The following is a 25,523-nucleotide window of genomic DNA, read 5'->3' as shown; positions in this document are numbered from 1 at the left end:
GGCGAAGCGCAGGGGCAGTTGTGCGGCAGATGGCGGGGACCGGACCCCGTCAGGGCCACTTGCCGAAAGGATGACGACATGTCAGAGCCCAGGAACGCTTCCCCCCAGCCGCGGCAGATCGCGGACGACCACGTGGACGCCCTGATCGAACTGGACCCGATCATGGGAACCCACCTCGGTGACGGCGCCAGCCACGCCAGGCTCCCCGACTTCTCCCCTGCGGGACAGGAAGAACTGGCGGACCTGTTCCGGTCCACCCTGCGCCGACTGCCGCCGGCCGGGACCGAGTCGCCGGACGAGCGGAACTGCGCCCGGCTGCTGCGCGAACGGCTCACCGCCGAACTGGCGATGATCGAGACGGGCGAGCAGCTGCGCGCGGTCTCCAACATCTTCTCGCCCGTGCCGCAGATACGTACGGTCCTCACCGTCACCCCCACCGGGACCGACGAGGACTGGCTGGCCCTGGCCGGGCGGCTGCGGGCCGTTCCCGAATCCCTGGCCGGATACCGGGCGGCGCTCGCCGAAGGTCTGGTCCGGAATCTGCCCGGCGGTCCGCGTCAAGTTGCCGCACTCATCCGCCAGTTGGACGACTCCATCGGTGAGAAGGGCGGCTGGTTCGCCGACCTCGTGGCCCCCGGACCCGAGGCCCTGCGTACCGAACTGGCCGGCGCGGCAGGGGTTGCCACCGACGCGTTGGTCCACCTGCGCGACTGGCTGCGTGACGCGTACGCCCCCGCCGTCGAGGGAGCCGCGAACGTCGTCGGTGAGGAGCGCTACGTCCGCTCGGCCCGCTACTTCAACGGGATCGAGCTCGACCTGGCCGAGGCCTACGACTACGGCTGGTCCGAATTCCACCGGCTGCTGTCCGAGATGCGCGTCGAGGCCGCGAAGATCCTGCCGGGATCCGAGAATCCCTGGGCGGTGCTGGAGCACCTGGAGACCCACGGCCACGCCGTCGACGGGACCGAGGCGGTGCAGCGCTGGCTGCAGGACCTCATGGACGAGGCGATCGAGAAGCTCGACGGAACGCACTTCGACATGGCCGAGCGGGTCAAGCGCGTCGAGTCCTGCATCGCCCCGGCCGGCGCCAGCCCGGCGCCGTACTACACCTCGCCGTCACTGGACTTCACCCGGCCCGGACGCACCTGGCTGCCCACGGCGGGCCGCACCCGCTTCCCCACGTACGAACTGGTCTCGACCTGGTACCACGAGGGCGTTCCCGGACACCATCTCCAACTCGCCCAGTGGGCGCACCTGGCCGGGTCGCTGTCCCGCTTCCAGACGGGGGTGGGCATGGTCAGTGCCAACGCCGAGGGTTGGGCGCTGTACGCCGAACGTCTCATGGACGAGTTGGGCTTCCTGGGCAACCCGGAGCACCGCCTCGGGTATCTCGACGCGCAGATGATGCGTGCCGTACGCGTGGTGATCGACATCGGGATGCACCTGGAGCTGGAGATCCCCGCCCACTCGCCGTTCCGTCCGGGGGAGCGCTGGAACCCTGACCTGGCAGAGGAATTCTTCGGCCTGCACAGCGGCCGGCCCGCGGCCTTCATCCGCAACGAGCTGATCCGCTACCAGAGCGTGCCCGGCCAGGCCATCGGCTACAAGCTCGGCGAGCGGGCCTGGCTGCGCGGCCGCGACGCCGCCCGCAAGGCAGGCGGCAGCGCCTTCGACCTCAAGCGGTGGCACATGGCGGCCCTGTCCCAGGGATCCCTCGGCCTGGACGACCTGGAGGCGGAACTGGCCGTTCTCTAGGGCTTGTTCGGGGCGCGTGTCAGCTGACCTCAAGTCCCCCTGTAGCAGCCGCATTCCATACTGCGAAGGGAGAGCCACCGGCAGCACGCCCCGAACCATTCTGGAGAGAGATGCCTCATCAGACGCCCCTTGCCGGTCTCCTGAGCGGAGCGGACACTCGCGCCGCTCAGCCGGATCCGCAGACCGGGACAAGTGCCCACACAGACGAGCAGCGACTGAGCCGGCTGCTCAAGGAAGCCCGAATCAGGTCCGGACTGACCCAGGAACAGCTGGCCGGCCTCTCCACCGTCAGCGTACGGGCCATCCGCGACCTCGAACTCGGCCGCGTGCAGCGGCCCCGCAAGGACACCGTCCGGTTGCTCGCCGACGCGATGCGGCTCAGCGGCCCGCGCCGCGCCGCCCTGGAGATGTCCACCGGCAGCCGGTCCGTCGCCGACGCGCTCAAGAAGGTGTACAACACCGAACCGGCCGCACCCCCGGTGGCGACAGGACCGTTCGTCGGCCGCGGCCCGCACCTGCGCGCGGTCACCGAACTGCTCGGCACCGAGCGCGAGCGGTTCGTCAGCATCGTCGGCGGCATGGGCGTCGGCAAGACCCGGCTCGCGCTGGAAGCCACCCGGGTCCTGCACCGCAGGCACCAGACACCCATCGTGTGGGTGCCCATGGGCGGCTCGGTCAACGCGATCGAGGGCCGCTCCCAGCAGATGCTCGCCGACTGGGTGCGCGAACTGGTCAACGACTGCGGGCCGTTCGCCGAGATCCCCCGGGTCATCGACGGCAAGCCCACGCTGCTCGTCCTCGACGGCCTGGAGAAGACCGACTCCGTCAAGTCCGCGCTGCTGCAACTCCTGCACAGCAGCTCACGGTTGAGCATCCTCGTCACCACCCGGGAGCCCGAACTGGGCCTCGCCGGGCGGGTCTTACCGCTCGCCCCGCTCGCCCTTCCCGCCGACTGCGAACCGGCCGACGTTCCCGAACAGCCCGCGCTGCACCTGATGATGTCGTACCTGCGCTACCTGCGGCCCGAGATCCTGCCCACCGAATCCGTCGTGGCCACCATGTCCCGCGTCTGCCAGGCCCTCGACGGAGTGCCCCTGGCACTCGAGTCGGCCGCCACCTGGCTCTCCGTCTACGCCCCGCACCAGTTGCTCGAGGCCGCCCGGCGTTCCCCGGTGATGCTCACCGAGCCGGTCTCCGACCCGGGCTCCGCCCTGGGGCTGCGCCGCTCCCTGGAACACACCATCGCCCGGATGTCCCCGCAGCACGGCGCCCTGCTGCGCACCCTCGCCGCTTACGAGGGCGCCTGGACCGTCGACACCGTCGCGCGCCGCACGCCGGGGAATGCGGCCGAGGTGGGGCGCGGGGTGCACGCGCTGCTGCTGCGCGGACTGATCTGTCCGGTCGGTGCCGAGGAGTCGCGGGCCGACGCGGTGAGCCGCTTCAGCGTCCTCAACCTGGTCAAGCACCTGGTGGCGGCGGAGCGCCGGGACCGCGCGCCGGTCCCCGCGCGGGTGCCCGCCGCCGTCTCCTCCGCCGCATCCGTAGAAAGGGTCGCGACCCCGATATGCGCAATCTGATCTCGCTCACCGATCTGAACTCCGCCGAGCTCGACTACCTCGTCGCGCGCGCCGTCCGCTTCGGCCGCGAAGGCGCCCGCACCAAGACCCTCACGGACCGCTGTGTCGGCATCTACTTCAGCAAGTCCTCCACCCGCACCCGTACGTCGTTCTGGGCCGGTGCCACCCGGCTCGGCGCGCACACCATCGCGTACGGCCCCGACGACCTCCAGCTCGTCACCGGGGAGACGCTCCAGGACACTGCCCGCGTCATGGCGGAGTACCTCGACGGGCTCGTCGTACGGACCAACGGGCCCATCGAGGAGATGCGCGGCCTCGGCTCCGCCGCCGACCTGTCCGTCGTCAACGCGCTGAGCGAGGGCGAGCACCCCACCCAGGCCATCGCCGATCTGACCACGGTCGCCGAGGAGTTCGGCACCCTCGCCGGGCGGCACGTCCTGTGCGTCGGCGAGGGCAACAGCTCGGCCGCGGCCCTCGCGTACGCCGCCGCCCTCACCCCGGGACTGCGGCTCACCCTGCTGTGCCCGGCCGGCTACGAAGTCCCCGACGACGTCCTCGAGACGGCCGAGCAACTGGGCGGCGGCCGCGCCCAGGTGACGCAGCACACCGGCATCGACCAGGTCACCGGGACCGTGGACGCGGTCTACACCAGCCGCTGGCAGACCATGGGCGTGCCGAAGGCGGACGCCGACTGGCTCAGGTCGTTCGACGGTTTCCGCATCGACGAGGAATTCCTCGCCAAGGTCGCCTCCCCGCACACCGTGTTCCTGCACGACCTGCCCGCGGTGCGCGGCCAGGAGGTCACCGACGACGTGCTCGACGGGGCCCGCAGCCGCGCGTGGCGGCAGGCGCATCACAAGATGTCGGCGGCGATGTCCGTGCTGGAGTGGTGCGTCACGGGTCGGGAGTACGAGCACTGACGCGCCGCAATCGAGCGGTGTCGTCCGGGACGGTCCCCCTGTCGGGCTTGGGTCAGCGGCGCTCATACAGCAGACCATTGCCCGTCCTGTGGTGCAATTCTCCTGATTCGGGGCGCTGTTGGCCTTCTCGATTCACGCCGGATCCGGCAGATCCATCCGCGCCAGCTTGGCCGGGTCGATCACGACCGAGATGTCGGTGATGCGGCCGTCGGTGACGGTGAAGGCGAGGACCGAGGCCGGGCTGCCGTCCTCGTGCCAGGACACGACCCCGGGGAGGCCGTTGACGAGCACCGTCCGTCCCTGAGTGGCCGCACTGGCGGACAGTTGCGCACCGGCGGCGACCTTGGTGGCGCCGAGGGCGACGACCACGCCGTCGGGGGTGTCGACGGTCAGCTTCACATCGGGGTCCAGGACGCGCAGCAACTCCTCGAAGTCGCCGCGGCGAGCCGCTGCCAGGAAGGCCTGGACCACCTCGCGCTGCTCGCGGCCGACGCCGTTCGGCCGCCGGGTCGCCTGCACCTTCTTGCGGGCGCGGCCGGCGAGCATCTTGGTGGCGGCGGTGGACTTGCCGAGGATCTGGGCGATCTCGTCGAACGGGACGGCGAACAGGTCGTGCAGCACGAACGCCAGCCGCTCGCTCGGCCTGAGCGACTCCAGGACGACGAGCAGCGCGAGCCCGACCGAGTCGGCGAGCACCGCGTCGTCCTCGGGAACCGGACCGTCGTCGAGCGTCACCACGAGCTCGGACAGACCGTCGTCGTAGGACGCCTCAGGGCGGGTCTGGCGAGAGCGCAGGACGTCGAGGCTGATCCGGCCGACCACCGTGGTCAGCCAGCCGGCGAGGTTCTGGATGACCGCCGCGTCCTGGCGGGAGAGTCGCAGCCAGGCCTCCTGGACCACGTCCTCGGCGTCGGCGTGCGAGCCGAGCATACGGTGGGCGACCGCACGCAGCCGGTCGCGCTGGGCCTCGAACGCCTCGGCCATCGGGTCCGCCGGGCTGCTGTGCGACATGTTGTTACCTTTCTCGAAACTGCTCCGTCATGGGTGATGACGGGCCCGAAGGGGCTCAAGTAACCGACGAGTCGCCGATGACTCACCGATGAAGGAGCAACACCGATGGAAGCACGCATGACGAGCGCCCCGAACCCCGACGTGACCACTGCGATCCAGCACCTCTACAAGGCGATTTACGCCGGGGGCGTGGACGGGAGCCTGCTGGGCCTGATCCACCTGCGCGCCAGCCAGATCAACGCCTGCAGCCCGTGCGTCTTCGCCTCGACCGAGGCGGCGAAGAAGGCCGGCGAGACGGACCAGCGGCTGCACCACGTGGCCGCGTGGCGTGACACGCCCTTCTACACCGACGAGGAGCGGGCGGCCCTGGCGCTGACCGAGGCCGCGACCCGGCTCCAGGACGGCGCACCGGGCGTGACCGACGAGATCTGGGACGCCGCCGCGGACCACTTCACCGAGGAGCAACTGGGGGCGATCACCCTGGAGATCGCGCTCACCAACTTCTTCAACCGGATCAACCGCACCGTCCGGGAGCAGGCCGGCAAGACCTGGTGAGGCGGGCAATGACCGGCCGCCCACCTGATCGACCGGCAGGCAGGTTCAATCCTCCCGGGTTCGGGCGTGCAGATGCATGTCGTGCCGACCGTCGTCGTGCACGGCGGCACTGCGCTGGGTGCCTTCGAGCAGGTAGCCGGACTTTGTGGCGACCCGGCAGGAGGCCTGGTTGCGCGTCGAATGGTCCAGGTACAGGCGGTAGAAGCCGATCTCATCCAGCGCCCAGGCCGAGAGTGCTGCCATGGCGTTGGTCGCCACACCCCGGCCGCGGGCGGCCGGGAGCACCCAGTAGCTGATGTCGGCGATGCCGTCATCGAAATCGAAGCCACGCAGGGCGATCCGGCCGAGTACGTCGCCGCCCTCGTGGGCGACCGCCCAGTGGCCGCCCTTCTCACCAACCCAGTCCCGGCGGTAGGCGTCGAACCACTCCAGGACGCGGGCCTCGGTGAGGGGGCGGCGCGTGTGCCAGCGGCGAATCTCCGCGTCCTGGTAGGCGGACAGGAACACCGGGGCGTCAGCCGATTCCCAGGGCCGCAGCAGCAGACCCTGGGCAGCGGGCAGCACGGGCTGAGGAGAGCCCGAGAGCAGACCGGAGGGGAGTACGGGCGGCGTCGACAGTTCGCGCATCACGAGCCATGATCGCCCCACCGTGACGGTACGAGTCAAGGTGCGGTTGCGTCGCGGACAACTCCGAGTTGTCGTAACGGGCGGCCGGCGGGCAGGACTTGGTGAGGCGGGCGGGGCGCGGAGCCGGACAAGGAGTCAGGCGGCTGGGTGGTCGCGCCCGTCGCGGTCACCCGCCGCCGAGCCGGGCGAACGGGCTGCCCTGCCCGAGCCTTCGGCCGACCCGCCGGGCCAGGACCTGGCCCGGCCAGGCCCCGGACAGGAAACGCGTGGTGGGGATGAAGCCGTTGCGCTCGTAGAACGCGACCAGTTCGCCTCCGCCGCCCGCCCAGCAGTCGACCCGCAGCAGTGCCACGTCGGCCCGTCGGGTCTCCTCGGTGGCATGGGCCAGCAGCGCCGCCCCGATGCCGAGACCGGCGTGCTGCCGGTCGGAGATCAGCAGGCGGACGTACCGTTCGGGTTCCTCGGCGGGCGCGATCGGCATCTGCGGGCTGGGTCCGCTGTCCAGGACCAGTGCTCCGACGGGTGTCCCGGCCAACTCGGCGATGTACGAGGCGTTCTCGGTCGTGTACCGCTGAACCCGCTCCACTCCGCCGGACTGCTGTGAATACGGCGTGGAGCCCCACTGCTCGGTGTTGCCACGATCGTTCATCCAGACCACGGCGGCGTCGAGCATGGTCAGAATGGCTGGTACGTCGGCCGGGCCGCCCGGTCTGATGCGTATGCCGTGGGTGTCGTTCACGGTGGAAGCCTACGACCCGTCCTGCGGGTCACGAGCGGAGCCATGGCCAGACCCTGGGCCACGCAATGTCGTGGTGCCGGATGAGGGGTTCACCAGGGGGGCGGCTGTGACTTACGATTCTGCTCTCGATCACTGGGGAGTGATCGCAACCAGGGGCGGGCATCGTGGATTTCCTCATCGGTATTCTGCTGATCGTCTTCGGAGCACCATTGGTCGGCCTCATGGGCCGGTGGCTCGAAGGCGCCGGACGGGAACGTCTGGGCAAGACGCTGTCCGTAGGCGGGTACCTGGCGGTGCTCGGCATCGCTGCCTGGTTGATCGTCGGCAGCCTCTGATCCACTGCGGGGGGCCGGACCGCCGGCCCACCAGACCACACCCATGGGCCGGCCCCCGCTCCGTGGCCCCGTGTTACGTTCGCGTCATCGGACGACCGGGGGCTCGTGGTGACGCAAGCAGGGAAGCCGCAGCCGACGTCGGCGGCGCGGCTGCGGAGGCAGCCTCAGCAGGCACGCAGCCGGGCCCGGGTCGAGGCCATCCTCGCGGCGGCCGACCGGATCCTGTCCCAGGAGGGGTACGAGGCGCTGACGATGCGGCGGATCGCCGAGGAGGCGGGCGCGCCGGTCGGCAGCATCTACCAGTTCTACCCCGACAAGAGCGCCGTCGTGGACGCACTCGGCCAGCAGTACCTATCGGCCTTCAAGACCGCCACCGACGAACTCGTGGAGCGTGCCGTCGAGGGCGAACTGGCCGACCCGGTCGGTACGTTGGTCGATGTCTACGCCGAACTCTTCCGGTCCCAGCCGGGCGGCAGCGCGCTGTGGGCCGGACGGCACCTCAGTCCCGAGCTCGCGCGGGCAGACGACGCGAGCAACACGCTCATCGCCGAGGGCCTGCAGCGCATCGTCGAGCACCTGACCGGCGGGCCCGGCGGTGAGCGGGCGGAACGGGCGACGCGGATGGTGGTGTGGGCCGCCAACGCGGTGCTGCACGAGGTCTTCAAGAGTCCCGGTGAGTCTGACCTGGAGACCGTGGACGAGCTCAAGCGGATGCTGCACCTCTACTGGGAGGACCTGCGCGGCCGCCTGACGTCCGCGCAACGGTGACCTGAGTCGTTCCACGCCTCACCGGATCCCGGACAGGGACCGACGTCAGGCCCCTCGGACCGCCGCCGACCAGCCTCGTAACCCGAGCGCCGACACAGACGTTGGCCCTGCCCTGCCCTGCCCTGCCCTGCCCTGCCCTGCCCTGCCCTGCCCGAGCGGCGTAGCCCAGGGGCAGGGCGCAGACGGGCGCCAATCCATAGAACATGAACGATGGTTCATGTTACGTTGTGGCCCGCCTCGGGCGGCATGCCCTGGTCGCCAACAACCCCTGCCCAGACTGCTGTTGGGACGCGGGCGGCCGTCGGTGCGGCTCCAGGAGCCAGGTGCCGGGCCGGGCCGGGCCCGGCAGCCAGGCGTGGGTGACTCTCGCATCAGCAATGAAGGCAGGCGCCAGTGACAACAAGCTCCACCGATGCCACCCGACTCCCGCGGCTCCCGGCCGACTTCGCCTGGGGCGCCTCGACCGCCGCGTACCAGATCGAGGGCGCGGCCGACGAGGACGGCAAGGGCGCGTCGATCTGGGACACCTTCGTGCGGCGTCCCGCGGCCGTCCGTGACGGCCACACCGGCGATGTCGCCTGCGACCACTACCACCGGTTCGACGAGGACGTCGCGCTGATGCGCCGCCTCGGGCTCGACGCGTACCGCTTCTCGGTCTCCTGGCCGCGCGTCCTGCCGACCGGTGCGGACAAGGTCGAGTCGCGCGGGCTGGACTTCTACGACCGGCTGGTCGACGCGCTGCTCGACGCCGGGATCGAGCCGACCCCCACTCTGTTCCACTGGGACCTTCCGCAGGCCCTGGAGGACGAGGGCGGCTGGCTGAACCGTGACACCGCCGAGCGGTTCGCCGAGTACGCGGACGTGGTCGCGGAACGGCTCGGCGACCGGGTACGGCGCTGGATCACCCTGAACGAGCCCTTTGTGCACATGTCGTTCGGCTATGGCTTCGGCGTCCACGCGCCGGGCCGCGCCCTGCTCCTCGACGCGCTGCCCGTCGCCCACCACCAGTTGCTCGCTCATGGTCTTGCGACCGCCGCTCTGCGGGCCGCCGTTCCGGGTGGGCAGATATTGATCGCCAACAACTGCACGCCGGTCCGGCTGCGCTCCGACGCGCAGGAGGGCCGGGACGCGGCGGCGGCCTCGGCGTACGAGGCCCTGCACAACCGCCTCTTCAACGACCCGCTGCTGCTGGGGAGTTACCCCGACCTGTCGGCGTACGGCATGACCGACCCGAGTTGGTCGGGCGTGGTGCGGGACGGCGATCTCGCCACCATCGCCGCACCGCTGGACGGGCTCGGCATCAACTACTACAACCCCACCTGGGTCACCGCCCCGGCCGATCCGGACGGCGGGCTGCCCTTCGATCTGGCCGAGCCCGAGGAGCTGTACGAGCGCACCGCCTTCAACTGGCCGGTGGTCCCCGACGGGCTCACGCAGCTGCTCGTCGACCTCAAGGCCCGCTACGGCGACGCCCTGCCGCCGGTCTGGATCACCGAGAACGGCTGCTCGCAGCCGGCCGGCCCGCACGACCAGGCGCGCATCGACTACCTCGCCGGCCACATCGCCGCAGTGGAGCGTGCGCTGGCCCGCGGCGTGGACGTACGCGGCTACTTCACCTGGTCACTCCTCGACAACTTCGAGTGGGCCGAGGGCTATCACCAGCGCTTCGGCCTGGTCGAGGTCGACTTCGCCACCGGGCGCCGCACGCCCCGGGCGAGCTTCGCGTGGTACCGCGACCTGATCGCCTCCCAGCGGTCCTGAGCAACGGAGTCATCATGGCCCACGCCTCCGCGGCGGACGCCGCCGCGGACGACGCCGCGGTCCTCGCCGAGCCCACGGCCCCGGTCGGGGCCGGCTGGACGGTGGACCTCTCGCTGGCCACGCTCGCCGTGTTCATGGCGTTCTTGACGCCCATCCAGATCCTGCTGCCCCTGCAGTTGGAGCACATCGACCCGCACGACAAGAACGACGCGCTCTCACTCGTCACCGGCCTCGGCGCGCTCGTCGCGGTGCTTGCCAACCCCCTTGCCGGCGCCTGGTCGGACCGGACCACGAGCCGGTTCGGCCGCCGCCGGCCCTGGATCGTCGGCGGCGCCCTCGCCGGGGCGGCGGGGTTGCTGGTCACCGCCTCGCAGCACACCGTTGCCGGGGTCGCCGTCGGCTGGTGTCTCGCGCAGGCGGGCCTCAACGCGATGCTGGCCGGGGTCACCACCCCGATCGCCGACCGGGTGCCGCTCGCCCAACGCGCCCAAGTCTCCGGCTGGACCGGCCTCATGCAGTCCTTCGGGCTTGTCCTCGGCGCGCTGATCACCACGCTGCTGATCACCGGTGTCAGCTCCGGCTACGGCATCCTCGCCGTGCTCACCGTCGCCCTGGCCCTGCCCTTCGCGCTGCGCCGCTTCGAGCCGCCGCTGCCCCGAGCGCTGCGCCCCGCCTTCGACGCCCGGGTCTTCGCCCGCTCGTTGTGGGTGAGTCCCCGGCTGCACCCCGACTTCGGCTGGGCCTGGCTCACCCGCTTCCTGATCAACCTCGGCAACGCCCTTGGCACGCTCTACCTGTTCTACTTCCTCGCCGATGCCGTCCACCACGACGACCCCGGCACCGGCGTGCTGATCCTCACGGTGGTCTACACCCTGTGCGCCGCGCTCACCGCCATCCCCGTCGGCGTACTGTCCGACCGGGTCGGGCGCCGCAAGGTCTTCGTCGTGCTGTGTTCGGTGGTCATGGCCGCGGCCGCTTTGCTGCTCGCCCTGCTCCACACCTGGTCGTCCGCCCTGGTCGCCGCGGCCGTGCTAGGGGCGGGCTACGGCATCTACCTCGCCGTCGACCAGGCCCTGGTCACCCAGGTCCTGCCCAAGGCCGCCGATCGCGCCAAGGACCTCGGCGTCATCAACATCGCCAACTCCGGCCCCCAGGTCCTCGCCCCCGCCCTCGCCTCACCGGTCATCGGCCACCTCGGCGGCTACACCGGCCTGTACGTCACCGCGGCCCTGGTCATCCTCGTCGGCGGATTCCTCGTCCACCGCATCCGCGGTGTGGCCTGACGATGACCTGGCCGACCCGCCTCAACCTGTCGCAGCTCCGTATGAGTTCACCAAACCTGAGGAATCCTCATGTTTATCGGCCCTGACTGTTGACTCCACCGTCGGCGGTCGCAATCCTGAAAACCCGTCAGTAACTTACGTGAACATGCCAATCAAGGTGAGTGATGACCATGGCTCGACCTCAGCGCCGCAGACTCAGATCCCTCACGGTGGCGTCACTGCTCCTCACCGTGATGGCACTGGTGCTCGGTCCGGTGCCCGGCTCCGCGGCGGACACCGACTGGTGGAACGCGACCGCACGGCCCACGCCCGACGCGCAGATCAACGTCACGGGTGAGCCCTTCAAGGGCACCGACGCCCAGGGGCGGGTCAGGGGCTTCGTCGACGCCCACGACCACATCATGTCCAACGAGGGCTTCGGCGGCCGGCTGATCTGCGGCAAGCCGTTCTCGGAGCAGGGCGTCGCCGACGCGCTGAAGGACTGCCCCGAGCACTACCCCGACGGCTCGCTCGCCGTCTTCGACATGATCACCAAGGGTGGTGACGGCAAGCACGATCCCAACGGCTGGCCCACCTTCAAGGACTGGCCCGCCCACGACTCGCTGACCCACCAGCAGAACTACTACGCCGGGATCGAGCGGGCCTGGCGCGGCGGCCAGCGGGTGCTCGTCAACGACCTGGTCACCAACGGCGTGATCTGCTCGGTCTACTTCTTCAAGGACCGCAGCTGCGACGAGATGACCGCCATCCGCCTCGAGGCGAAGAAGTCGTACGACATGCAGGCCTTCATCGACAAGATGTACGGCGGCCCGGGCAAGGGCTGGTTCCGGATCGTCACCAGCAGCGCGCAGGCCCGCGAGGTCATCAAGCAGGGCAAGCTGGCCGTCGTCCTGGGCGTCGAGACCTCCGAGCCGTTCGGCTGCAAGCAGATCCTGGACGTCGGGCAGTGCGACAAGGGGGACATCGACCGCGGCCTGGACGAGCTGCATGAACTGGGCGTCAGCAGCATGTTCCTGTGCCACAAGTTCGACAACGCCCTGTGCGGGGTGCGCTTCGACTCGGGCGCCCTCGGCACGGCCATCAACGTGGGCCAGTTCCTGTCGACCGGCACCTTCTGGAAGACGGAGACCTGTCGCGGCCCGCAGCACGACAACCCCATCGGCAACGCGGTGGCGGCGCAGGCGGAGAAGCAGCTGCCGGAGGGTGTGTCCGTCCCCAAGTACGCCGCGGACGCGCAGTGCAACACCCGCGGGCTGACCGACCTGGGGGACTATGCGGTACGCGGCATGATGAAACGCGGCATGATGCTCGAGGTCGACCACATGAGCGTCAAGGCGGCGGGCCAGGCCTTCGACATCCTCGAATCCGAGGCGTACCCGGGCGTCATCTCCTCGCACAGCTGGATGGACCTGGGCTGGACCGAACGGCTCTACAAGCTCGGCGGGTTCGCCGGCCAGTACATGGGCGGCTCCGAGGGGTTCAGTGCGGAGGCCAAGCGCACGGACGCACTGCGGGAGAAGTACAACGTCGGCTACGGCTACGGCACCGACATGAACGGTGTCGGCGGCTGGCCCGGCCCGCGGGGCGCCGACACCCCGAACCCGGTCAAGTACCCCTTCCGCAGCACGGACGGCGGCTCGGTGATCGACAAGCAGACCACCGGCGAGCGCACTTGGGACTTCAACACCGCCGGCGGGGCGCACTACGGCATGGTCCCGGACTGGATCGAGGACATCAGGATCGTCGGCGGCCAGGAGGTCGTGGACGACATGTTCGCGGGCGCCGAGTCCTACCTCCGCACCTGGGGGAGCGCCGAGAAGCACGACTCCGGGCCGAACCTGGCCTCGGGCGCGGCCGCCTCGGCGTCCACGACGGAGTGGTGGAACCCGTTCGTCAGCTTCGCCCCCGGCAAGGCCGTGGACTCCGACAAGGGCACCCGCTGGGCCAGCGAATGGAAGGCCGACCAGTGGCTGCGGATCGACCTCGGATCCGTGAAGCCGGTCAAGCGCGTCACCGCCGACTGGGAGGAGGCGTACGCGAAGTCGTACCGGATCGAGCTGTCGGAGGACGGCACGAACTGGAAGACGGCGTGGTCCACGGACTCCGGTGACGGCGGCCTGGACACCGCGCGTTTCGCCACCGCTCAAGCCCGTTACGTACGCATCCAGGGCGGGGAGCGCGCCACCAAGTGGGGCTACTCACTCCGCGAGGTCGGCGTGTACAGCGACTGACGGCATCGTGCGGGGTGGTGTTCAGGGCCGGGGCCGGCCGGATCAGCATGTGCGATCCGGCCGGCCCCGGCTGGCTTCGATCCACCCTCAAGTCTTCTGCTGCGAGGCGGATGGGAAGAAAGGGCCGTGCCGCGGCCGTTGGACGCGTTGGCGCGGTCGGCGTGTGGCTGTCCGGGCCGTGACCGTCCAAGGCTTGGCCGAGCGAGGAAGAGCGGTGATCACGCGGTGAAGGCGGTGCGGTTCCACGAGTACGGCGGGATCGATGTGCTGCGGGTGGAGGAGGTGCAACGCCCGGTGCCCGGCCCCGACCAGGTGCTGGTCGAGGTCCGTGCGGCCGGTGTTCAGCCCGGTGAGGCCCATATCCGCAGCGGCGAGCTGCACGAGCGGTGGCCTGCGACGTTTCCCTCCGGGCAGGGCAGCGATCTGGCCGGCGTCGTGGTGGAGGTCGGTGCGCAGGTACGGGGCTTCGCGGTGGGCGATGAAGTGCTGGGCTTCACCCACCACAGGGCGAGCCACGCGGAGTTCGTCGTGGCGAACGACGTGAACGTGGTCTTCCGGCCGGAGGGCCTGTCCTGGGATGTGGCCGGTTCCTTGTACGTGGCCGGCACGACGGCGTACGCCACGGTGTTCGCGGTGGACCCGGGACCGTCCGACACGGTCGTCGTGTCCGGTGCGGCGGGCGGCGTCGGGTCGCTTGCGGTGCAGCTCGCCCGGCGGCGCGGCGCCACAGTGATCGGGCTGGCCGACGAGCGCAATCACGGCTGGTTGAAGGAGCGCGGTGTCGTCCCGGTCGCGTACGGGAGCGACGTGGCGGTACGGATCCGGGAGGCCGCCGGCGGGCGTGTCGATGCGTTCATCGACACGTTCGGTGCGGGATACGTCGACCTGGCAGTGGAGTTGGGCGTGCGGCCCGAGCGGATCAACACGATCCGGGACTGGCAGGCGGCGGCCAGGGTCGGCGCGCGCACGTACGGAGAAGGTGCGGCCGCGTGCGCGGTCGTGCTCGGCGAGCTGGCCCGGCTGGCCGCGCGCGGGGAGCTGGAAGTCCCGATCGCCCGCACTTACCCGCTGGAGCAGGTGCGGGACGCGTTCGGCGAGCTGGAACTGCGGCACACCCGCGGCAAGATCGTGCTCCGGCCCTGACCCCGCCCGCTCGATCCGGTGCGGCGGCCCCTCTGCTGGAGTGACGCACCCCGTCCCGACGGGCGGTCAGTACGTGGCGAGCAGCTCCTGCAGGAACCGCACGCTGTCCTCGTCGGTGTGGGCCGCCGCGCTGATCCGGTCGAGCACCACCATGTAGTTCTCGACGTCGGCGCGCTTGTCGAGGTAGAGGGCGCTGGTGAGCTGTTCCAGATAGACGATGTCCGGCAGGTCGGCCTCCAGGAAGCGGAGGAGGGTTATCGGCCCGCCGGCCGCGGCCGATGGCCCCGCGGTGAACGGGGCCACCTGCAGGGTGACGTTGGGCAGAGCCGCCATCTCGATGAGGTGCTCGAGCTGTTCGCGCATCGCGGCCGGGCCGCCCATCGGGCGTCGCAGCGCGCCCTCGTCCATCACGAACCAGAGTTTGGGCGGGTTGGCCCGGGTGAGCAGCTGCTGGCGGCGCAGGCGCAGGTCCACCTTGCGCTGGATGTCGTGGGCCGAGCCACGGGCCTCGCCGAGGCTGGTCACGGCCCTGGCGTAGCCGGCGGTCTGGAGCAGGCCGGGGATGAACTGCACTTGGTAGCTGCGGATGACGTGGGCCGCGTCCTCCAGGCCGAGGATGGTCTCCAGCCAGCTGGGTGTCACGTCGCTGTACTGCTGCCACCAGCCCGCGCTGCCGGCGCGGCGGGCCAGATCGAGGTACTCCTCGCGCTCGTCCGGGTCGGTGATGCCGTACAGCGTCAGGAGGTCGGCGACATCGCGTTCCTTCTGGGCCACCCTGCCGAGCTCCAGGCGGCTGATCTTGGCGTGGGAGCCGCGGATCGCCTCGCCGGCTGCCTCCCGGGTGATGCCCGTGGCCTCGCGAAGGCGGCGCAGCTGGGTGCCCAGCACGATGCGCAGGACGGTCGGACCGCCGCGTACCTGGCCGAAGGACGGACCGACGGCGGGCACTCTCTCTGCCCGAGATGGCTTCACGTCGCTTCTCTCCCCGGGGTGAATGGGTCGCCCAGCGGCAGTGTTCCACCGGGGGCGCGCATCTGTACAGGCATTCGGCTCATTGGAAGGGCCGCCTGAGATCGCCCAGTTGACCCTCCTTGAGTTCCTTGAGAAGGGCCGTGATCTGGGCCCTGGTGAAGACGAGCGCCGGGCCCGCCGGAAATCGGGAGTCACGCACGGCGGTTCGGCCGTCCAGCAGAGAGGCCACTTCCACGCACTCCCCATTGGGATTGCTGCGACTGCTCTTGCGCCATTGGACGCCCAGAATGCGCGCGGCAGACATGCCGTTGTCATATCCCTCGGCGCGATCGTGCAGCGAACCCATGGCCAGGCCCTCCAGTCGGTACCGCGACCGACTCCGGGCCGTCGCGTGTGCTTACTGATGTGCGTGCAGGTGTGCTTACAAATGTTCTTGCAGATGTGCTTGCAGACGTAAGTCCATACCATCACGATGGCCGGGCAAGGCTGTTTCTCCAAACACGTCTGCAGGTACGGGAGTTGGCGTGACGACGATGGCGGCGGGGCCCTGGGGGCCTGCTTCTGGCGGCTATGCGGCTGCGGTGGATTCGGTGTGCCAGTTACTGGAGGCCGACGTCACCGCGGAGAAGGTGGCATGGGAGTTCGCGCGGTCGACCCTGGAGTGCTGGGGCGTGGCCGGACTGGGGCCGCAGCTCTATGCGGCAGTCGGCGAACTGGTGGCCAATGCCCTGGATCACGGCATGAGCCCGGTGCTCGAACCGCCCTTTCCCTGCCCGTTGGTGCTCAACCTGCAGCGCGAAGGGCCCGATCTGCTGTGCGCGGTGTTCGACCCGGGGGTGGCCGTGCCGCGCAAGGACGCCGGGATGGGGCTACGCATAGTGGAAGCTGTCAGCAACCGGTGGGGGTGGACGGAGCCGGGCCCCAACGGCAAGGCGGTGTGGGCTGCTTTCGCGGCCCCAGGGTCGACCGCCGCGCCGGCCCGGGCGACCGTCGACCGGTTGCTGACCCTGGTGGGGGCGTTCACGGGAAGCGAGCGCCCCCACCTCATACCCGCCGGACCGGCACCGCTCCTCGCCGGAAGTTGACGCAGCCGATCAATCACCTGGCCGAGGAATCGTTTGGCCACGGGTGTTGCCGTACTGATGGCAAGGCGGAAGTGGCCCGGTTACGTTGCCTGTTGACGCGCAGGCGCGCTTGTTTCTCGCCAGGAGAGGCCATCGTGAGCACAGATACTCCGCACGAGCCGGGCAGCCAGACCGGCCCCGCCATCGACACCACCGTGCCGCACTCACCCCGGATCTGGAACTACTGGCTGGGCGGCAAGGACAACTACGAGGTCGACCGGATGGTCGGCGATCAGTTCTTCGAGATATACCCGGACATAGTGCCGATCGCCCGCCACTCCCGGTCGTTCCTCAGCCGCGCGGTGATGCACCTCGCGGGCGAGGTCGGCATCCGCCAGTTCCTGGACATCGGGACCGGTCTGCCCACGCTCGACAACACCCACGAGGTCGCCCAGCGCACGGCTCCCGACGCGCACATCGTCTATGTGGACAACGACCCCATGGTGCTCGCCCACGCCCGCGCGCTGCTGACGTCGAGCCCGCAGGGCTCCACCCGCTACATCGACTCCGACCTGCGGGAACCGGACCGCATCATCGAAGGCGCGAGCCAGTTCCTGGACTTCGAGCGCCCCATCGCGCTGATCCTCCTCAATGTGCTGGGGCACATCGAGGACACCGCGGAGGCGCAGTCCATCGTCAGGCGCCTCATGGCGGCCCTCCCGTCGGGCAGCTATCTCGTCACCGCGGACGGCACGAACGTGGTCACCGGGGACGCCTTCGAGCACGCCATCTCCATCTGGAACGAGGTCGGCCGTCCGACCTACCACCTGCGCGCCCCCGATCAGCTCGCGGGATACTTCGACGGCCTGGAGCTGCTGGAGCCGGGCATCGTGTCCTGCTCGCGCTGGCGCGCGCCGAAGAACCCGTTCGGTGACCCTGCCGAGGTGGACGAGTTCTGCGGAGTGGGACGCAAGCCCTGACCAGGTGAACGTCGGGCCCGGGCCGGACCGGCTCCGGGCCCGACGTCTGTCCGCTTCCCGTCGAGGCGACGACCGGCTGTGTCGTGGCCCGGGCATCGTGCTGCCCAGAGCCCTTGCTGACAGCCGTTCTTGCACCTGTGCTTGCAGATGTGCTTACGAACGTTCTTGCAGATGTGCTTGCAGATGTAAGTCCGTACCTTCACGATGGCTGGATGGGACCTTTCCGCCAATGTCGCGTCCAGCTAGGGGAGTTGGGTCGATGGCGGTATCGGAACGGGTCGGTTCCGAGGCCCTGCCGCAGGACGGATCTCGGGCGGGTCGGCGGCGAGAGGAAACGGTTTGGCAGTCCATCGCGGGAGATGCGGTGCCGGGCGCTGTGCGACGCGACCAGGGCGGTTCCCCATCTGAACCAGGGCTGCTGCCGCCAATGGGGGGATTACCGAGGTGTCACCTGCTCGAACAACCCTGCGGGCAGGCGTTTCACGGAAGAGGGCTCGCGATGGGCAGCTACTTCACGGGTGAGCTTCACCATCAACTCCGAGAAGACGTACGTGGCTTCGCCGAACGCGAGGTCCGGCCGCGGGTGGCGGCGATGGAGGCCACCCGTACCGTGCAGCACGAGCTGTCGAGGCTGATAGCCCGCCAGGGCTGGATCGGCGCGACGGTGGCCCGCGAGTACGGCGGGATGGGCGTCGGGCATCTCGCCAAGACCATCATCATCGAGGAACTGTCCCGGGTCAGCGGCGCCATGGGCGCGATGGTGCAGGCCTCCCAGCTGGGCGTCGCGAAGATAGTCCACTTCGGCAACGACGAGCAGAAGAAGACCTGGCTGCCCGCGGTGGCGGCCGGCGAGTGCCTGCCGACGATCGCGGTGACCGAACCTGAATCCGGCGGCCACGTCCTCGGGATGGCCGCCAGCGCGGTCCGCGACGGCGACGACTACCTCCTGAGCGGCCGCAAGGTGTATGTCGGCAACAGCCACGTCGGCGACCTGCACGGCGTCGTCGTGCGCACCGCACCCGGCTCGAAGGGCTTGACCGCCTTCCTCGTCGAATCAGAGCGCCCCGGGTTCTCGCTGGGCGCCGAGCGGGCCACCATGGGATTGCACGGCTTCAGCTTCGGCGAGCTCCGCTTCGACAACTGCCGCGTCCCCGCGGCCAATCGGCTCGGCGCGGAGGGCGACGGCCTCGCGGTCGCCTACTCCTCCAGCGTCCTGTACGGGCGGGCCAACCTGACGGCCGTCTCCCTCGGCATCCACCAGGCGTTACTGGAGGAGACCACCCGCTTCTGCGAGGAACGCCAGCGCTACGGCAAGCCGCTGCACGCCCTGGCCAACATCAAACTCAAGCTCGGCCAGATGCAGTCCCGCCTGATGACGGCCCGCCTGGCCGCCTACCACGCGGTGTCCCTCCTCGACCAAGGAGCCTCCTGCGACGCGGAGTTGATGAACGCCAAACTCGTCAACGTCGAATCGGCCCTGGACTCCGCCCGCAGCGCCATGGAAATCCACGCGGCCGCCGGCCTGTTCACCGACCGGCCCATCGAACGCTTCCTGCGCGACGCGCACCACATCTTCGCCCCCGCCGGCACCTCCGACGTCCAACTCCTACGCCTCGCCGAAGTGGCCCTCGGCACCGCCAAGGGCAGCTGGTCGGAACGCCTCGCCGAATTCGTCCGCACCGACCCCACCCACAGCGACCCCACACGCGCCGAACGGCCCGGCCCTAGCGACGCGGAATGCCAGATCGCCGTCCCGCGCCAGCTGCGTACCGCCGTCATGTGACGGACGTCCGCGGGTGGTTGGGGCGCGCGAGAGGTGTGGGCCGGCTTGTGCGGAGGTGCGGGCGGAGCGCTTCTGCAGCGCGTCCGTGACCAGTGCGCCAGCGTGGGGCCGACTGCTGGGAACGATGCCGTACGAGGTCTCTTCCCGGCACATCGAGAACCGTCGACATCTGGCATATACCAAGCCGGTGCGCGGGCGTGGCCATCGTGGCCGGGGACCGTTACTGCATACGTGGAACAAGCTGACCATGTAGAGCTGTACGACATGTCGCAGGCGACCTTGCTCGGGGCCTACTGGCTGGATTCATTCCCCGCTGATCACCGTGAATGCCGACACTGCACAGCTGACGAGCCGCTTCCGCAGGGCTGGTCGAGAGCGCTGCTGCTCGGTCTCGCGCTGGCTGCCATCGCGGCGGGTGTCCTGCGCGTCATGCGCGGCTAGCGACGGTGACGGCCCGAGCCTCGGCGAGGCGCACATACGACTGCGGCCTGCTCGGCGTCGTACGGTACGCCGAGCAGGCGGGCGGTGGGCTCCCCGGTGCCGTGGGGACGGGTGCGGCTGAAGGTCGCGTGGACCTCAGGCGCTCATCGCCTCGATCAGCGAATTGGGCCTCAGATCGGTCCAGTTGGCCTCTACGTAGTCCAGGCATTCCTGCTTGGTGCCCTCGGTCCGCACGACGGACCAGCCGGCGGGCACCGTCAGGCGAGCCGGCCACAGCGAGTGCTGGCCCTCGTCGTTGGCCAGCACGACGTAGGTGCCCTCGGAGTCCTCGAAAGGGTTGGTAGCCATGCAGTTCACCTCGGTGATCGGATTGTGGGTCGGTGCCACGTCACGCTAGGGGCGGGCCGAAGGCCCGACAGGCAGCACGTGCGGCGGTTCGCAGGCAGCTCTAGGGCCTGTCCGGCGGATCTTCGCGGGCCCACGACGCCTGGCACGCGCCCCCAGCCTCCGGCCGGGGGTGCCCCCGCTCGCCGCACGCCCGAATCACCCAAGTACGTCCAGGACGAGGGCGATCCGGGCGCACGCCGAGAGCACGCACCAGACGCCGTGGGCTCTTGCGCGAAGATCCGCCGGACACGCCCTAGCCGACGGCATGGCGCGCCCTGCCGGGCTGCCGCATCAGCGCTATCCCGGTCGCCACGACGGTGGCCCGCGCCGCACCCAGTGCCTCGTGCACGAGCTGCGCCCGGCTCTCGTCGTCCGGCACCAGCCGGTCGGCCCGCACCAGGAGCAGGGCCGCCTCCAGGGCGGCGACCTGGGCCTCGCCCAGCGGGTCGCTGCGGTCGACGGACGCCAGTACGGCGGCGAGCCCCTCGCTGAGGTCTTCCTCCATCGGGTGCGTCACTTCACACTCCTCCACGATGTGGGCCCGGCCGGTGTGCGGCCGGGGCGGCCCACGGTAGGTGGCGCCGCGCCCCGTGGGCGGCGGTCCGCCGGGCATTGCCATCCGATGCCCGGCCAACTGCCGCTGAGCTGCCGCTTCAGGCGCCGGTCAGGGTGATCGCGGCCTCCTAGGCTCGGCCATCAGAGCTTGCACCACCGTCTTCGGCACGCGTTCACCACAGCCTTCAACTCATCCATGGAGGGGGGCGAATGATGCAGCCCGCAGCGCCGACGAACCTCACTCGCCCCCACGCACTGGATGTCGTCGTCACCGGTTCCTCCTCCGACGCACACACCTGGAACCTGGTCTTTCTGCAGCTCCTCCTCGAGGACCTCGGCCACAGCGTGGTCAACCTCGGCCCATGCGCCCCCGACGAACTGGTCGTCGACAGCTGCCGCGACCTGGCCCCGGACCTGCTGGTGGTGAGCAGTGTCAACGGCCATGGTTTCAACGACGCCCGCTCGCTGCTGCGGGCGCTGCGCGCCGACGACGCGAACGGGACGCTGCCCGTGGTCGTCGGCGGCAAGCTCGGCATCGGCCTGGAGGGCCGGGAGGAGAAGGTGCGGGCCCTCATCGAGGCGGGCTGCGACGCGGTCTTCGACGAGCGCATCGCCCTGGCCTCCTTCGAGGCCTTCGTCAGCGCCCTGCCGAAGACCCCGTCCCCGTCCGCCCCGTTGCAAGCCGTCGCCGAGGGGGCCGGGGGATGACCCTGTCCGACGTGGCCGCCGGGCCGGCCAGGGGCGAGGTCGGGTCCGGATCCGACTTCACCCGGCTCATGGCCGCCGCCCGGCTCGCCGGCGCACTGGTCGTGCAGCCCCGCATGGGGTTCTCCGACCCGGCCCGGATGCGCGACGGGCTGCTCGCCACCAAGCGCGCGACGGACTGGGTGGTAGGCACCATCACCGTCGACAGCTATACGCGGGTCGGCGACGAGCTCTCCGCGGTGCGGGCCATCCGCGACCGCATCGCGCTGAACGGCTACCCGATCACCGCCTACAGTCCGCACACCACCCGTTGGATCCTCGACTCCGCCCGGGCCGACGGTTTCCCGGTGCAGGTCAGGCACGGCTCCGCCCGCCCGCAGGCGATCACCGCCGCGCTCGCGCTGGTGGGGCTCGACGCCACCGAGGGCGGACCCGTCTCGTACTGCCTGCCCTACGGACGTACGCCGCTCGCCGACTCCGTACGCAACTGGCAGGAGACCTGCCGCTTCCTCGCCGACCTGCGTGCCACCGGCCGCGAACCCCACCTGGAGACCTTCGGCGGCTGCATGCTCGGCCAACTGTGCCCGCCCGGCCTGCTGGTGGCGATCAGCGTCCTCGAAGCGCTCTTCTTCCGGCGCCTGGGTCTGCACAGCGTCTCCCTCAGCTACGCCCAGCAGACCAACGCCGAACAGGACGAACAGGCCGTCGCCGCGCTGCGCGCACTCGCCTGCGAACTGCTGCCCGGCACGGACTGGCACATCGTCCTGTACACGTACATGGGCCTGTACCCGACGACCGCACCGGGCGCGGCCCGCCTCCTGGCGGCCTCCGCCGACTTGGCGGTGCGCACCGGAGCGCGCCGGCTCATCGTCAAGACCGAGGCAGAGGCGCACCGCATCCCCACCGTCGCGGAGAACATCGCCGCCCTGCGCATGGCCGCGGACGCCGTCCGCACCACCGCGAGCGGGCCCCTTTCCCGCCCGGCCACCCCCGACAACCCGGTCTACGCCGAAGCCCGGGCGCTCGTCCATGCCGTGCTCAACCTCAGTGACGACCTGGGCGACGCGCTCCTGGAGGCGTTCCGGCGGGGCTATCTCGACGTCCCCTACTGCCTGCACCCCGACAACGCCGGCCGCACCCGCAGCCACATCCACGCCGACGGCCGGCTCATGTGGTCCGAGATCGGGGCCATGCCCATCCGGCACGTCCTCGACGGCCACCGGCCGCCCCGGCTCACGGCCGCGGGACTGCACGAGGCGCTTTCCTTCGTGCAGCGCAGGTACGACGAGAACCTGCCCCCGGGACGCCCGCTGCGGGCCGCCGCCCCGGCCGATGCGCACCCACGGGCAGCACAGACAGCCCATGCAAGACCGGCAGCCCATGCAGCACAGGCAGTACAGACACCGCAGGCTCCCGTATCCCCTGCATGCCCGGCACCTTCAGCGGCCGCTTCCGGAGGAATGACCATGTCCCTTTCATCCAGCGGATCCGCCGGGGCCCCGGCGGCGCTGCCGACCTCCCCCGACGTGCACCTCTCGTCGCCCGCCACCAAGGCCATCCTCAAGGTGCAGAACCGGATGCTGACCGCTGCCCGGGCCTTCCTCGCCGAGCGTGGCTTCATCGAGCTGCTGCCACCGGTCATCGGCCCGGTCACCGACCCGGGGACCCGCGGTTCCAAGCAGGTCGACGTCGACTTCTACGGCCACAAGTACAAGCTCATGACGAGCGCGATCCTCTACAAGCAGGCCTCGCTGCTCGCCTTCGACAAGATCTTCTACATCGCGCCCAACGTGCGCCTCGAACCCCTCGAAGGGGCCGTCACCCACCGGCACCTGGCCGAGTTCCACCAGATCGACGTGGAGATACGCGACGGACGGCGCGAGGACGCCATGGCGCTGCTCGAAGAGCTCGTCTCGTACACCGTCGCCGACAGCGCCCGCCACGTGAGCGCCGAACTCGAGCTGCTGGAGCGCGACGCGGACGCGTTCCGCGACGTCGCCGCAGGCGCATTCGACCGGATCGCGCACCGCGAGGCCACCACCAGCCTGCTCGACCTGGGGCATCCGCAGGACCCGGGCGCCGAGATCGACTGGCAGGGCGAGGAGATCCTGTCCGCCAAGGCCAGCCGCCCCTTCTTCGTCGTCGACTACCCCAAGGGATCGCGCGGCTTCTACGACCGCGAGGACCCGCAACACCCCGGCAGCCTGCGCAACTTCGACCTGATCGCCCCCGAGGGCTTCGGCGAGCTGGCCAGCGGCAGCGAGCGCGAGCACGACTACGCGACGATCGTCACCCGCATCCGCGAGACCGGCGAGAACCCCGCCAAGTACGGCTGGTACCTCGACCTCGCGCGCCGCGGCCTGCCCGCGAGTGCCGGCTTCGGTCTCGGTCTTGAGCGTTTCACCCGGTACGTCACCGGCTGCGCCGAGGTCTGGCAGGCCTCGGCCTACCCCAAGGTGCCGGGCGTGGTGTCCCCGTGACGGGCCGGCTGACCGCTGTCGGCTTCCCCGAGGAGCAGGTCCGCGAGCGGGCGCGCACCGGCGCCGCCGCCGTGTTCCCGCCCACCGCCGGATACGGCACCACCCTGTGGGGCGCCGGGCAGGCGGCCGGTGACCTCCTCGACGCCGTCCGCGTCGTCCCCCCGGTGTTCATGCCGCAGCGCCTCGAGAAGCTCATCGAGCTCGGCCGCGAACCCCACCACGACGATGTCGAACTGGCCTGCACGCTCGGCGGTTTCGGCTCAGCGCTGCCGCTGTACGTCTCCGCCTTCGGCTCCACGCGCGCCACCGGTGACGAGCTCGGCGAGGCCGTCGGACGCCAGGCCGGGCGGCTCGGCATTCCCCTCGTCATCGGCGAGAACATCGTGCCCGTCAACGGCTACCGCAGCTCCGCCGACAACGGGTCGTCCCCGCTGCTCGGCCGGATCAGGGCCTACGCCGAGGCCGTCGAGGAGGCGCCCGCCGGATGCGGCGGCGTGGTCGTCCAGCAGTCCACCGAGGACGCCGACAGCGAGGTCTGGAACCTGGTCTACAGCGACCCGGCCGTCGAACCGCTGCACGCGACGGGCCGCCTGGCCTTCGAGTTGAAGGTCGGCCAGGGCGCCAAGCCGGGCCTCGGCGGCATGACCGTACTGCCCGCCGCACAAGCAGCCGCCCTCGCCGAGCAGTACCGCACGGCCGACATCTTCGGTCCGGGCGCGGGCAGTTCGGGCACCAGCGGCGCGGACCCCGACTCGGACACCGGCGGCACGGAGCGCCAGGTGCTGCGCACCAGCAGCCCCGGCACCTTCACCGAGGAGATCCTGCGCCAGCAGATCCGGCTGATGCGCAACAACTTCCCGCGCGCCCGGGTCTGGGTGAAGCTCCACCCCGGCCGCGACGTCGCCCGGGCCGCCGCGACCGCATGGCAGGCGGGCGCCGACGCCGTCACCGTCGACGGTGCGGAAGGGGGCACCGGCTGGGCGCCGCGCTCCTTCCTCGACCACGTCGGGCTGCCGCTCGCCGACTGTCTGCGGGCCGTGGACGCCGACGGGCACTGTCTGCTCGTCAGCGGGCGGATCTGGGAGGGCGCCAGAGCCCTCAAGGCCCTCGCCCTGGGCGCCAGTGGTGTCGGTCTCGGGCGGGCCGCGCTGCTCGCCGCCGACGAGGACCGCGAGCAAGGGCTGGTGCGGCTCGTCGAGAGCATCGCCCTCGAACTGCGGCTGCTGATCAGCGCACTCGGCAAGTACCGCCTGGACGCCGTGGACGACACCGATCTGCTGCTGCCCGACGGTCTCGCCCGCCATCCGCAGTACGTACAGGACCTTCCGCAGCTCAAGTCCCCGACAGAGACAGGCAGTTACAGCTAGCCCGCCCCCGCCCGGCCGTCCCGCCGGTCCGTCCTGCTCCACCCACCGTCCCACCCGCCGTACCCGTGCCCGAAGCCCTTCTGG

At 70.4% G+C, this 25,523-nt stretch carries 24 protein-coding genes; 17 read left to right on the top strand and 7 right to left on the bottom strand.

The genetic code is table 11. The annotated features are described in order from the left end of the window. The first annotated feature begins 78 nt into the window (after positions 1 to 78). The 3 genes from OG430_RS03500 to OG430_RS03490 all read left to right on the top strand — a co-directional run bounded on the left by OG430_RS03500 (position 79) and on the right by OG430_RS03490 (position 4,252). Positions 79 to 1,755 (top strand): DUF885 domain-containing protein, encoded by a 1,677-nt coding sequence (locus OG430_RS03500; RefSeq protein ID WP_327350890.1) that lies wholly within the window; start codon positions 79 to 81, stop codon positions 1,753 to 1,755. Positions 1,756 to 1,865: 110 nt separating this feature from the next. Next, a complete protein-coding gene (locus OG430_RS03495; protein ID WP_327350889.1) occupies positions 1,866 to 3,332 on the top strand; it encodes a helix-turn-helix domain-containing protein in 1,467 nt (488 codons plus the stop codon). Continuing rightward, complete coding sequence (locus OG430_RS03490) at positions 3,320 to 4,252, top strand: ornithine carbamoyltransferase (RefSeq protein WP_327350888.1); 933 nt, start codon at positions 3,320 to 3,322, stop codon at positions 4,250 to 4,252. The genes OG430_RS03495 and OG430_RS03490 overlap by 13 nt, the downstream gene beginning before the upstream one ends. Positions 4,253 to 4,384: 132 nt before the next feature. Here the strand turns inward: OG430_RS03490 and OG430_RS03485 are convergent, their stop codons facing one another. Beyond that, entirely contained in the window at positions 4,385 to 5,263 is an 879-nt protein-coding gene (locus tag OG430_RS03485) for a sigma-70 family RNA polymerase sigma factor (RefSeq protein WP_327350887.1), read from the bottom strand. Positions 5,264 to 5,368: 105 nt separating this feature from the next. Here OG430_RS03485 and OG430_RS03480 point away from each other — a divergent pair, with 105 nt between their 5' ends. Further along, entirely contained in the window at positions 5,369 to 5,818 is a 450-nt protein-coding gene (locus OG430_RS03480; protein WP_327350886.1) for a carboxymuconolactone decarboxylase family protein, read from the top strand. A gap of 45 nt (positions 5,819 to 5,863) precedes the next feature. Here the strand turns inward: OG430_RS03480 and OG430_RS03475 are convergent, their stop codons facing one another. Beyond that, a complete protein-coding gene (locus OG430_RS03475) occupies positions 5,864 to 6,448 on the bottom strand; it encodes a GNAT family N-acetyltransferase (protein WP_327358949.1) in 585 nt (194 codons plus the stop codon). A gap of 163 nt (positions 6,449 to 6,611) precedes the next feature. Then, positions 6,612 to 7,184, bottom strand: a complete 573-nt coding sequence (locus tag OG430_RS03470) for a GNAT family N-acetyltransferase (protein ID WP_327350885.1) — start codon at positions 7,182 to 7,184, stop codon at positions 6,612 to 6,614. Between the two features lie 164 nt (positions 7,185 to 7,348). On the opposite strand from OG430_RS03470, the gene OG430_RS03465 reads away from it, so the two are divergent. The 6 genes from OG430_RS03465 (at position 7,349) to OG430_RS03440 (ending at position 14,705) form a co-directional block, all read left to right on the top strand. Beyond that, the gene (locus OG430_RS03465; protein WP_327350884.1) at positions 7,349 to 7,519 is read left to right on the top strand and encodes a hypothetical protein; all 171 of its coding nucleotides are present in this window, start codon (positions 7,349 to 7,351) and stop codon (positions 7,517 to 7,519) included. A 108-nt stretch (positions 7,520 to 7,627) separates the two neighbouring features. Continuing rightward, a complete protein-coding gene (locus tag OG430_RS03460) occupies positions 7,628 to 8,287 on the top strand; it encodes a TetR/AcrR family transcriptional regulator (protein WP_327350883.1) in 660 nt (219 codons plus the stop codon). Between the two features lie 393 nt (positions 8,288 to 8,680). Beyond that, entirely contained in the window at positions 8,681 to 10,048 is a 1,368-nt protein-coding gene (locus tag OG430_RS03455) for a GH1 family beta-glucosidase (protein ID WP_327350882.1), read from the top strand. A 14-nt stretch (positions 10,049 to 10,062) separates the two neighbouring features. Next, on the top strand, positions 10,063 to 11,331 hold the full coding sequence (locus OG430_RS03450) for an MFS transporter (protein WP_327350881.1): 1,269 nt from the start codon (positions 10,063 to 10,065) through the stop codon (positions 11,329 to 11,331). Positions 11,332 to 11,495: 164 nt separating this feature from the next. Next, positions 11,496 to 13,562, top strand: coding sequence for a galactose-binding domain-containing protein (locus OG430_RS03445; protein ID WP_327350880.1), 2,067 nt, complete (start codon positions 11,496 to 11,498; stop codon positions 13,560 to 13,562). Between the two features lie 225 nt (positions 13,563 to 13,787). Next, positions 13,788 to 14,705: an NADP-dependent oxidoreductase gene (locus OG430_RS03440; RefSeq protein ID WP_327350879.1), complete on the top strand. Its 918-nt coding sequence runs from the start codon at positions 13,788 to 13,790 to the stop codon at positions 14,703 to 14,705. Positions 14,706 to 14,771: 66 nt separating this feature from the next. Here OG430_RS03440 and OG430_RS03435 read toward each other — a convergent pair whose 3' ends face one another. Further along, complete coding sequence (locus tag OG430_RS03435; RefSeq protein WP_327350878.1) at positions 14,772 to 15,677, bottom strand: helix-turn-helix domain-containing protein; 906 nt, start codon at positions 15,675 to 15,677, stop codon at positions 14,772 to 14,774. Between the two features lie 79 nt (positions 15,678 to 15,756). Continuing rightward, positions 15,757 to 16,023, bottom strand: coding sequence for a DUF397 domain-containing protein (locus OG430_RS03430; RefSeq protein WP_327350877.1), 267 nt, complete (start codon positions 16,021 to 16,023; stop codon positions 15,757 to 15,759). 178 nt (positions 16,024 to 16,201) lie between these two features. Here OG430_RS03430 and OG430_RS03425 point away from each other — a divergent pair, with 178 nt between their 5' ends. From OG430_RS03425 to OG430_RS03410, 4 genes are all read left to right on the top strand, one after another. After that, positions 16,202 to 16,762, top strand: a complete 561-nt coding sequence (locus OG430_RS03425) for an ATP-binding protein (RefSeq protein WP_327350876.1) — start codon at positions 16,202 to 16,204, stop codon at positions 16,760 to 16,762. Between the two features lie 131 nt (positions 16,763 to 16,893). Beyond that, entirely contained in the window at positions 16,894 to 17,721 is an 828-nt protein-coding gene (locus OG430_RS03420) for an SAM-dependent methyltransferase (protein ID WP_442816686.1), read from the top strand. 499 nt (positions 17,722 to 18,220) lie between these two features. Beyond that, entirely contained in the window at positions 18,221 to 19,504 is a 1,284-nt protein-coding gene (locus tag OG430_RS03415; protein WP_327350874.1) for an acyl-CoA dehydrogenase family protein, read from the top strand. Positions 19,505 to 19,735: 231 nt separating this feature from the next. Further along, positions 19,736 to 19,945, top strand: coding sequence for a hypothetical protein (locus OG430_RS03410; RefSeq protein ID WP_327350873.1), 210 nt, complete (start codon positions 19,736 to 19,738; stop codon positions 19,943 to 19,945). A gap of 135 nt (positions 19,946 to 20,080) precedes the next feature. Here the strand turns inward: OG430_RS03410 and OG430_RS03405 are convergent, their stop codons facing one another. Both OG430_RS03405 and OG430_RS03400 read right to left on the bottom strand, forming a co-directional pair. Continuing rightward, entirely contained in the window at positions 20,081 to 20,293 is a 213-nt protein-coding gene (locus OG430_RS03405) for an MbtH family protein (RefSeq protein WP_327350872.1), read from the bottom strand. Positions 20,294 to 20,585: 292 nt separating this feature from the next. After that, complete coding sequence (locus tag OG430_RS03400; RefSeq protein ID WP_327350871.1) at positions 20,586 to 20,849, bottom strand: hypothetical protein; 264 nt, start codon at positions 20,847 to 20,849, stop codon at positions 20,586 to 20,588. Between the two features lie 248 nt (positions 20,850 to 21,097). Here OG430_RS03400 and OG430_RS03395 point away from each other — a divergent pair, with 248 nt between their 5' ends. From OG430_RS03395 to OG430_RS03385, 3 genes are read left to right on the top strand one after another with little or no spacing between them, the layout of a single operon-like run. Further along, on the top strand, positions 21,098 to 21,595 hold the full coding sequence (locus OG430_RS03395; protein WP_327350870.1) for a cobalamin B12-binding domain-containing protein: 498 nt from the start codon (positions 21,098 to 21,100) through the stop codon (positions 21,593 to 21,595). Beyond that, positions 21,592 to 24,072 (top strand): amino acid--tRNA ligase-related protein, encoded by a 2,481-nt coding sequence (locus tag OG430_RS03390; protein WP_327350869.1) that lies wholly within the window; start codon positions 21,592 to 21,594, stop codon positions 24,070 to 24,072. The genes OG430_RS03395 and OG430_RS03390 overlap by 4 nt, the downstream gene beginning before the upstream one ends. After that, the gene (locus tag OG430_RS03385; RefSeq protein ID WP_327350868.1) at positions 24,069 to 25,439 is read left to right on the top strand and encodes a glutamate synthase-related protein; all 1,371 of its coding nucleotides are present in this window, start codon (positions 24,069 to 24,071) and stop codon (positions 25,437 to 25,439) included. Before OG430_RS03390 ends, OG430_RS03385 begins: the two co-directional genes overlap by 4 nt. The last annotated feature ends 84 nt before the right edge of the window (positions 25,440 to 25,523 follow it).

The organism is Streptomyces sp. NBC_01304, assembly GCF_035975855.1.
In the GTDB taxonomy this organism is placed as follows: Bacteria; Actinomycetota; Actinomycetes; order Streptomycetales; family Streptomycetaceae; genus Streptomyces.
This window is presented reverse-complemented; position numbering and strand designations above follow the sequence as displayed.

Coding starts and splice junctions, on each gene's coding strand:
- OG430_RS03500 (WP_327350890.1), top strand. CDS start 79: ATGTCAGAGCCCAGGAACGCTTCCCCCCAGCCGCGGCAGATCGCGGAC.
- OG430_RS03495 (WP_327350889.1), top strand. CDS start 1,866: ATGCCTCATCAGACGCCCCTTGCCGGTCTCCTGAGCGGAGCGGACACT.
- OG430_RS03490 (WP_327350888.1), top strand. CDS start 3,320: ATGCGCAATCTGATCTCGCTCACCGATCTGAACTCCGCCGAGCTCGAC.
- OG430_RS03485 (WP_327350887.1), bottom strand. CDS start 5,263: ATGTCGCACAGCAGCCCGGCGGACCCGATGGCCGAGGCGTTCGAGGCC.
- OG430_RS03480 (WP_327350886.1), top strand. CDS start 5,369: ATGGAAGCACGCATGACGAGCGCCCCGAACCCCGACGTGACCACTGCG.
- OG430_RS03450 (WP_327350881.1), top strand. CDS start 10,063: ATGGCCCACGCCTCCGCGGCGGACGCCGCCGCGGACGACGCCGCGGTC.
- OG430_RS03445 (WP_327350880.1), top strand. CDS start 11,496: ATGACCATGGCTCGACCTCAGCGCCGCAGACTCAGATCCCTCACGGTG.
- OG430_RS03430 (WP_327350877.1), bottom strand. CDS start 16,023: ATGGGTTCGCTGCACGATCGCGCCGAGGGATATGACAACGGCATGTCT.
- OG430_RS03415 (WP_327350874.1), top strand. CDS start 18,221: ATGGGCAGCTACTTCACGGGTGAGCTTCACCATCAACTCCGAGAAGAC.
- OG430_RS03405 (WP_327350872.1), bottom strand. CDS start 20,293: ATGGCTACCAACCCTTTCGAGGACTCCGAGGGCACCTACGTCGTGCTG.
- OG430_RS03395 (WP_327350870.1), top strand. CDS start 21,098: ATGATGCAGCCCGCAGCGCCGACGAACCTCACTCGCCCCCACGCACTG.
- OG430_RS03390 (WP_327350869.1), top strand. CDS start 21,592: ATGACCCTGTCCGACGTGGCCGCCGGGCCGGCCAGGGGCGAGGTCGGG.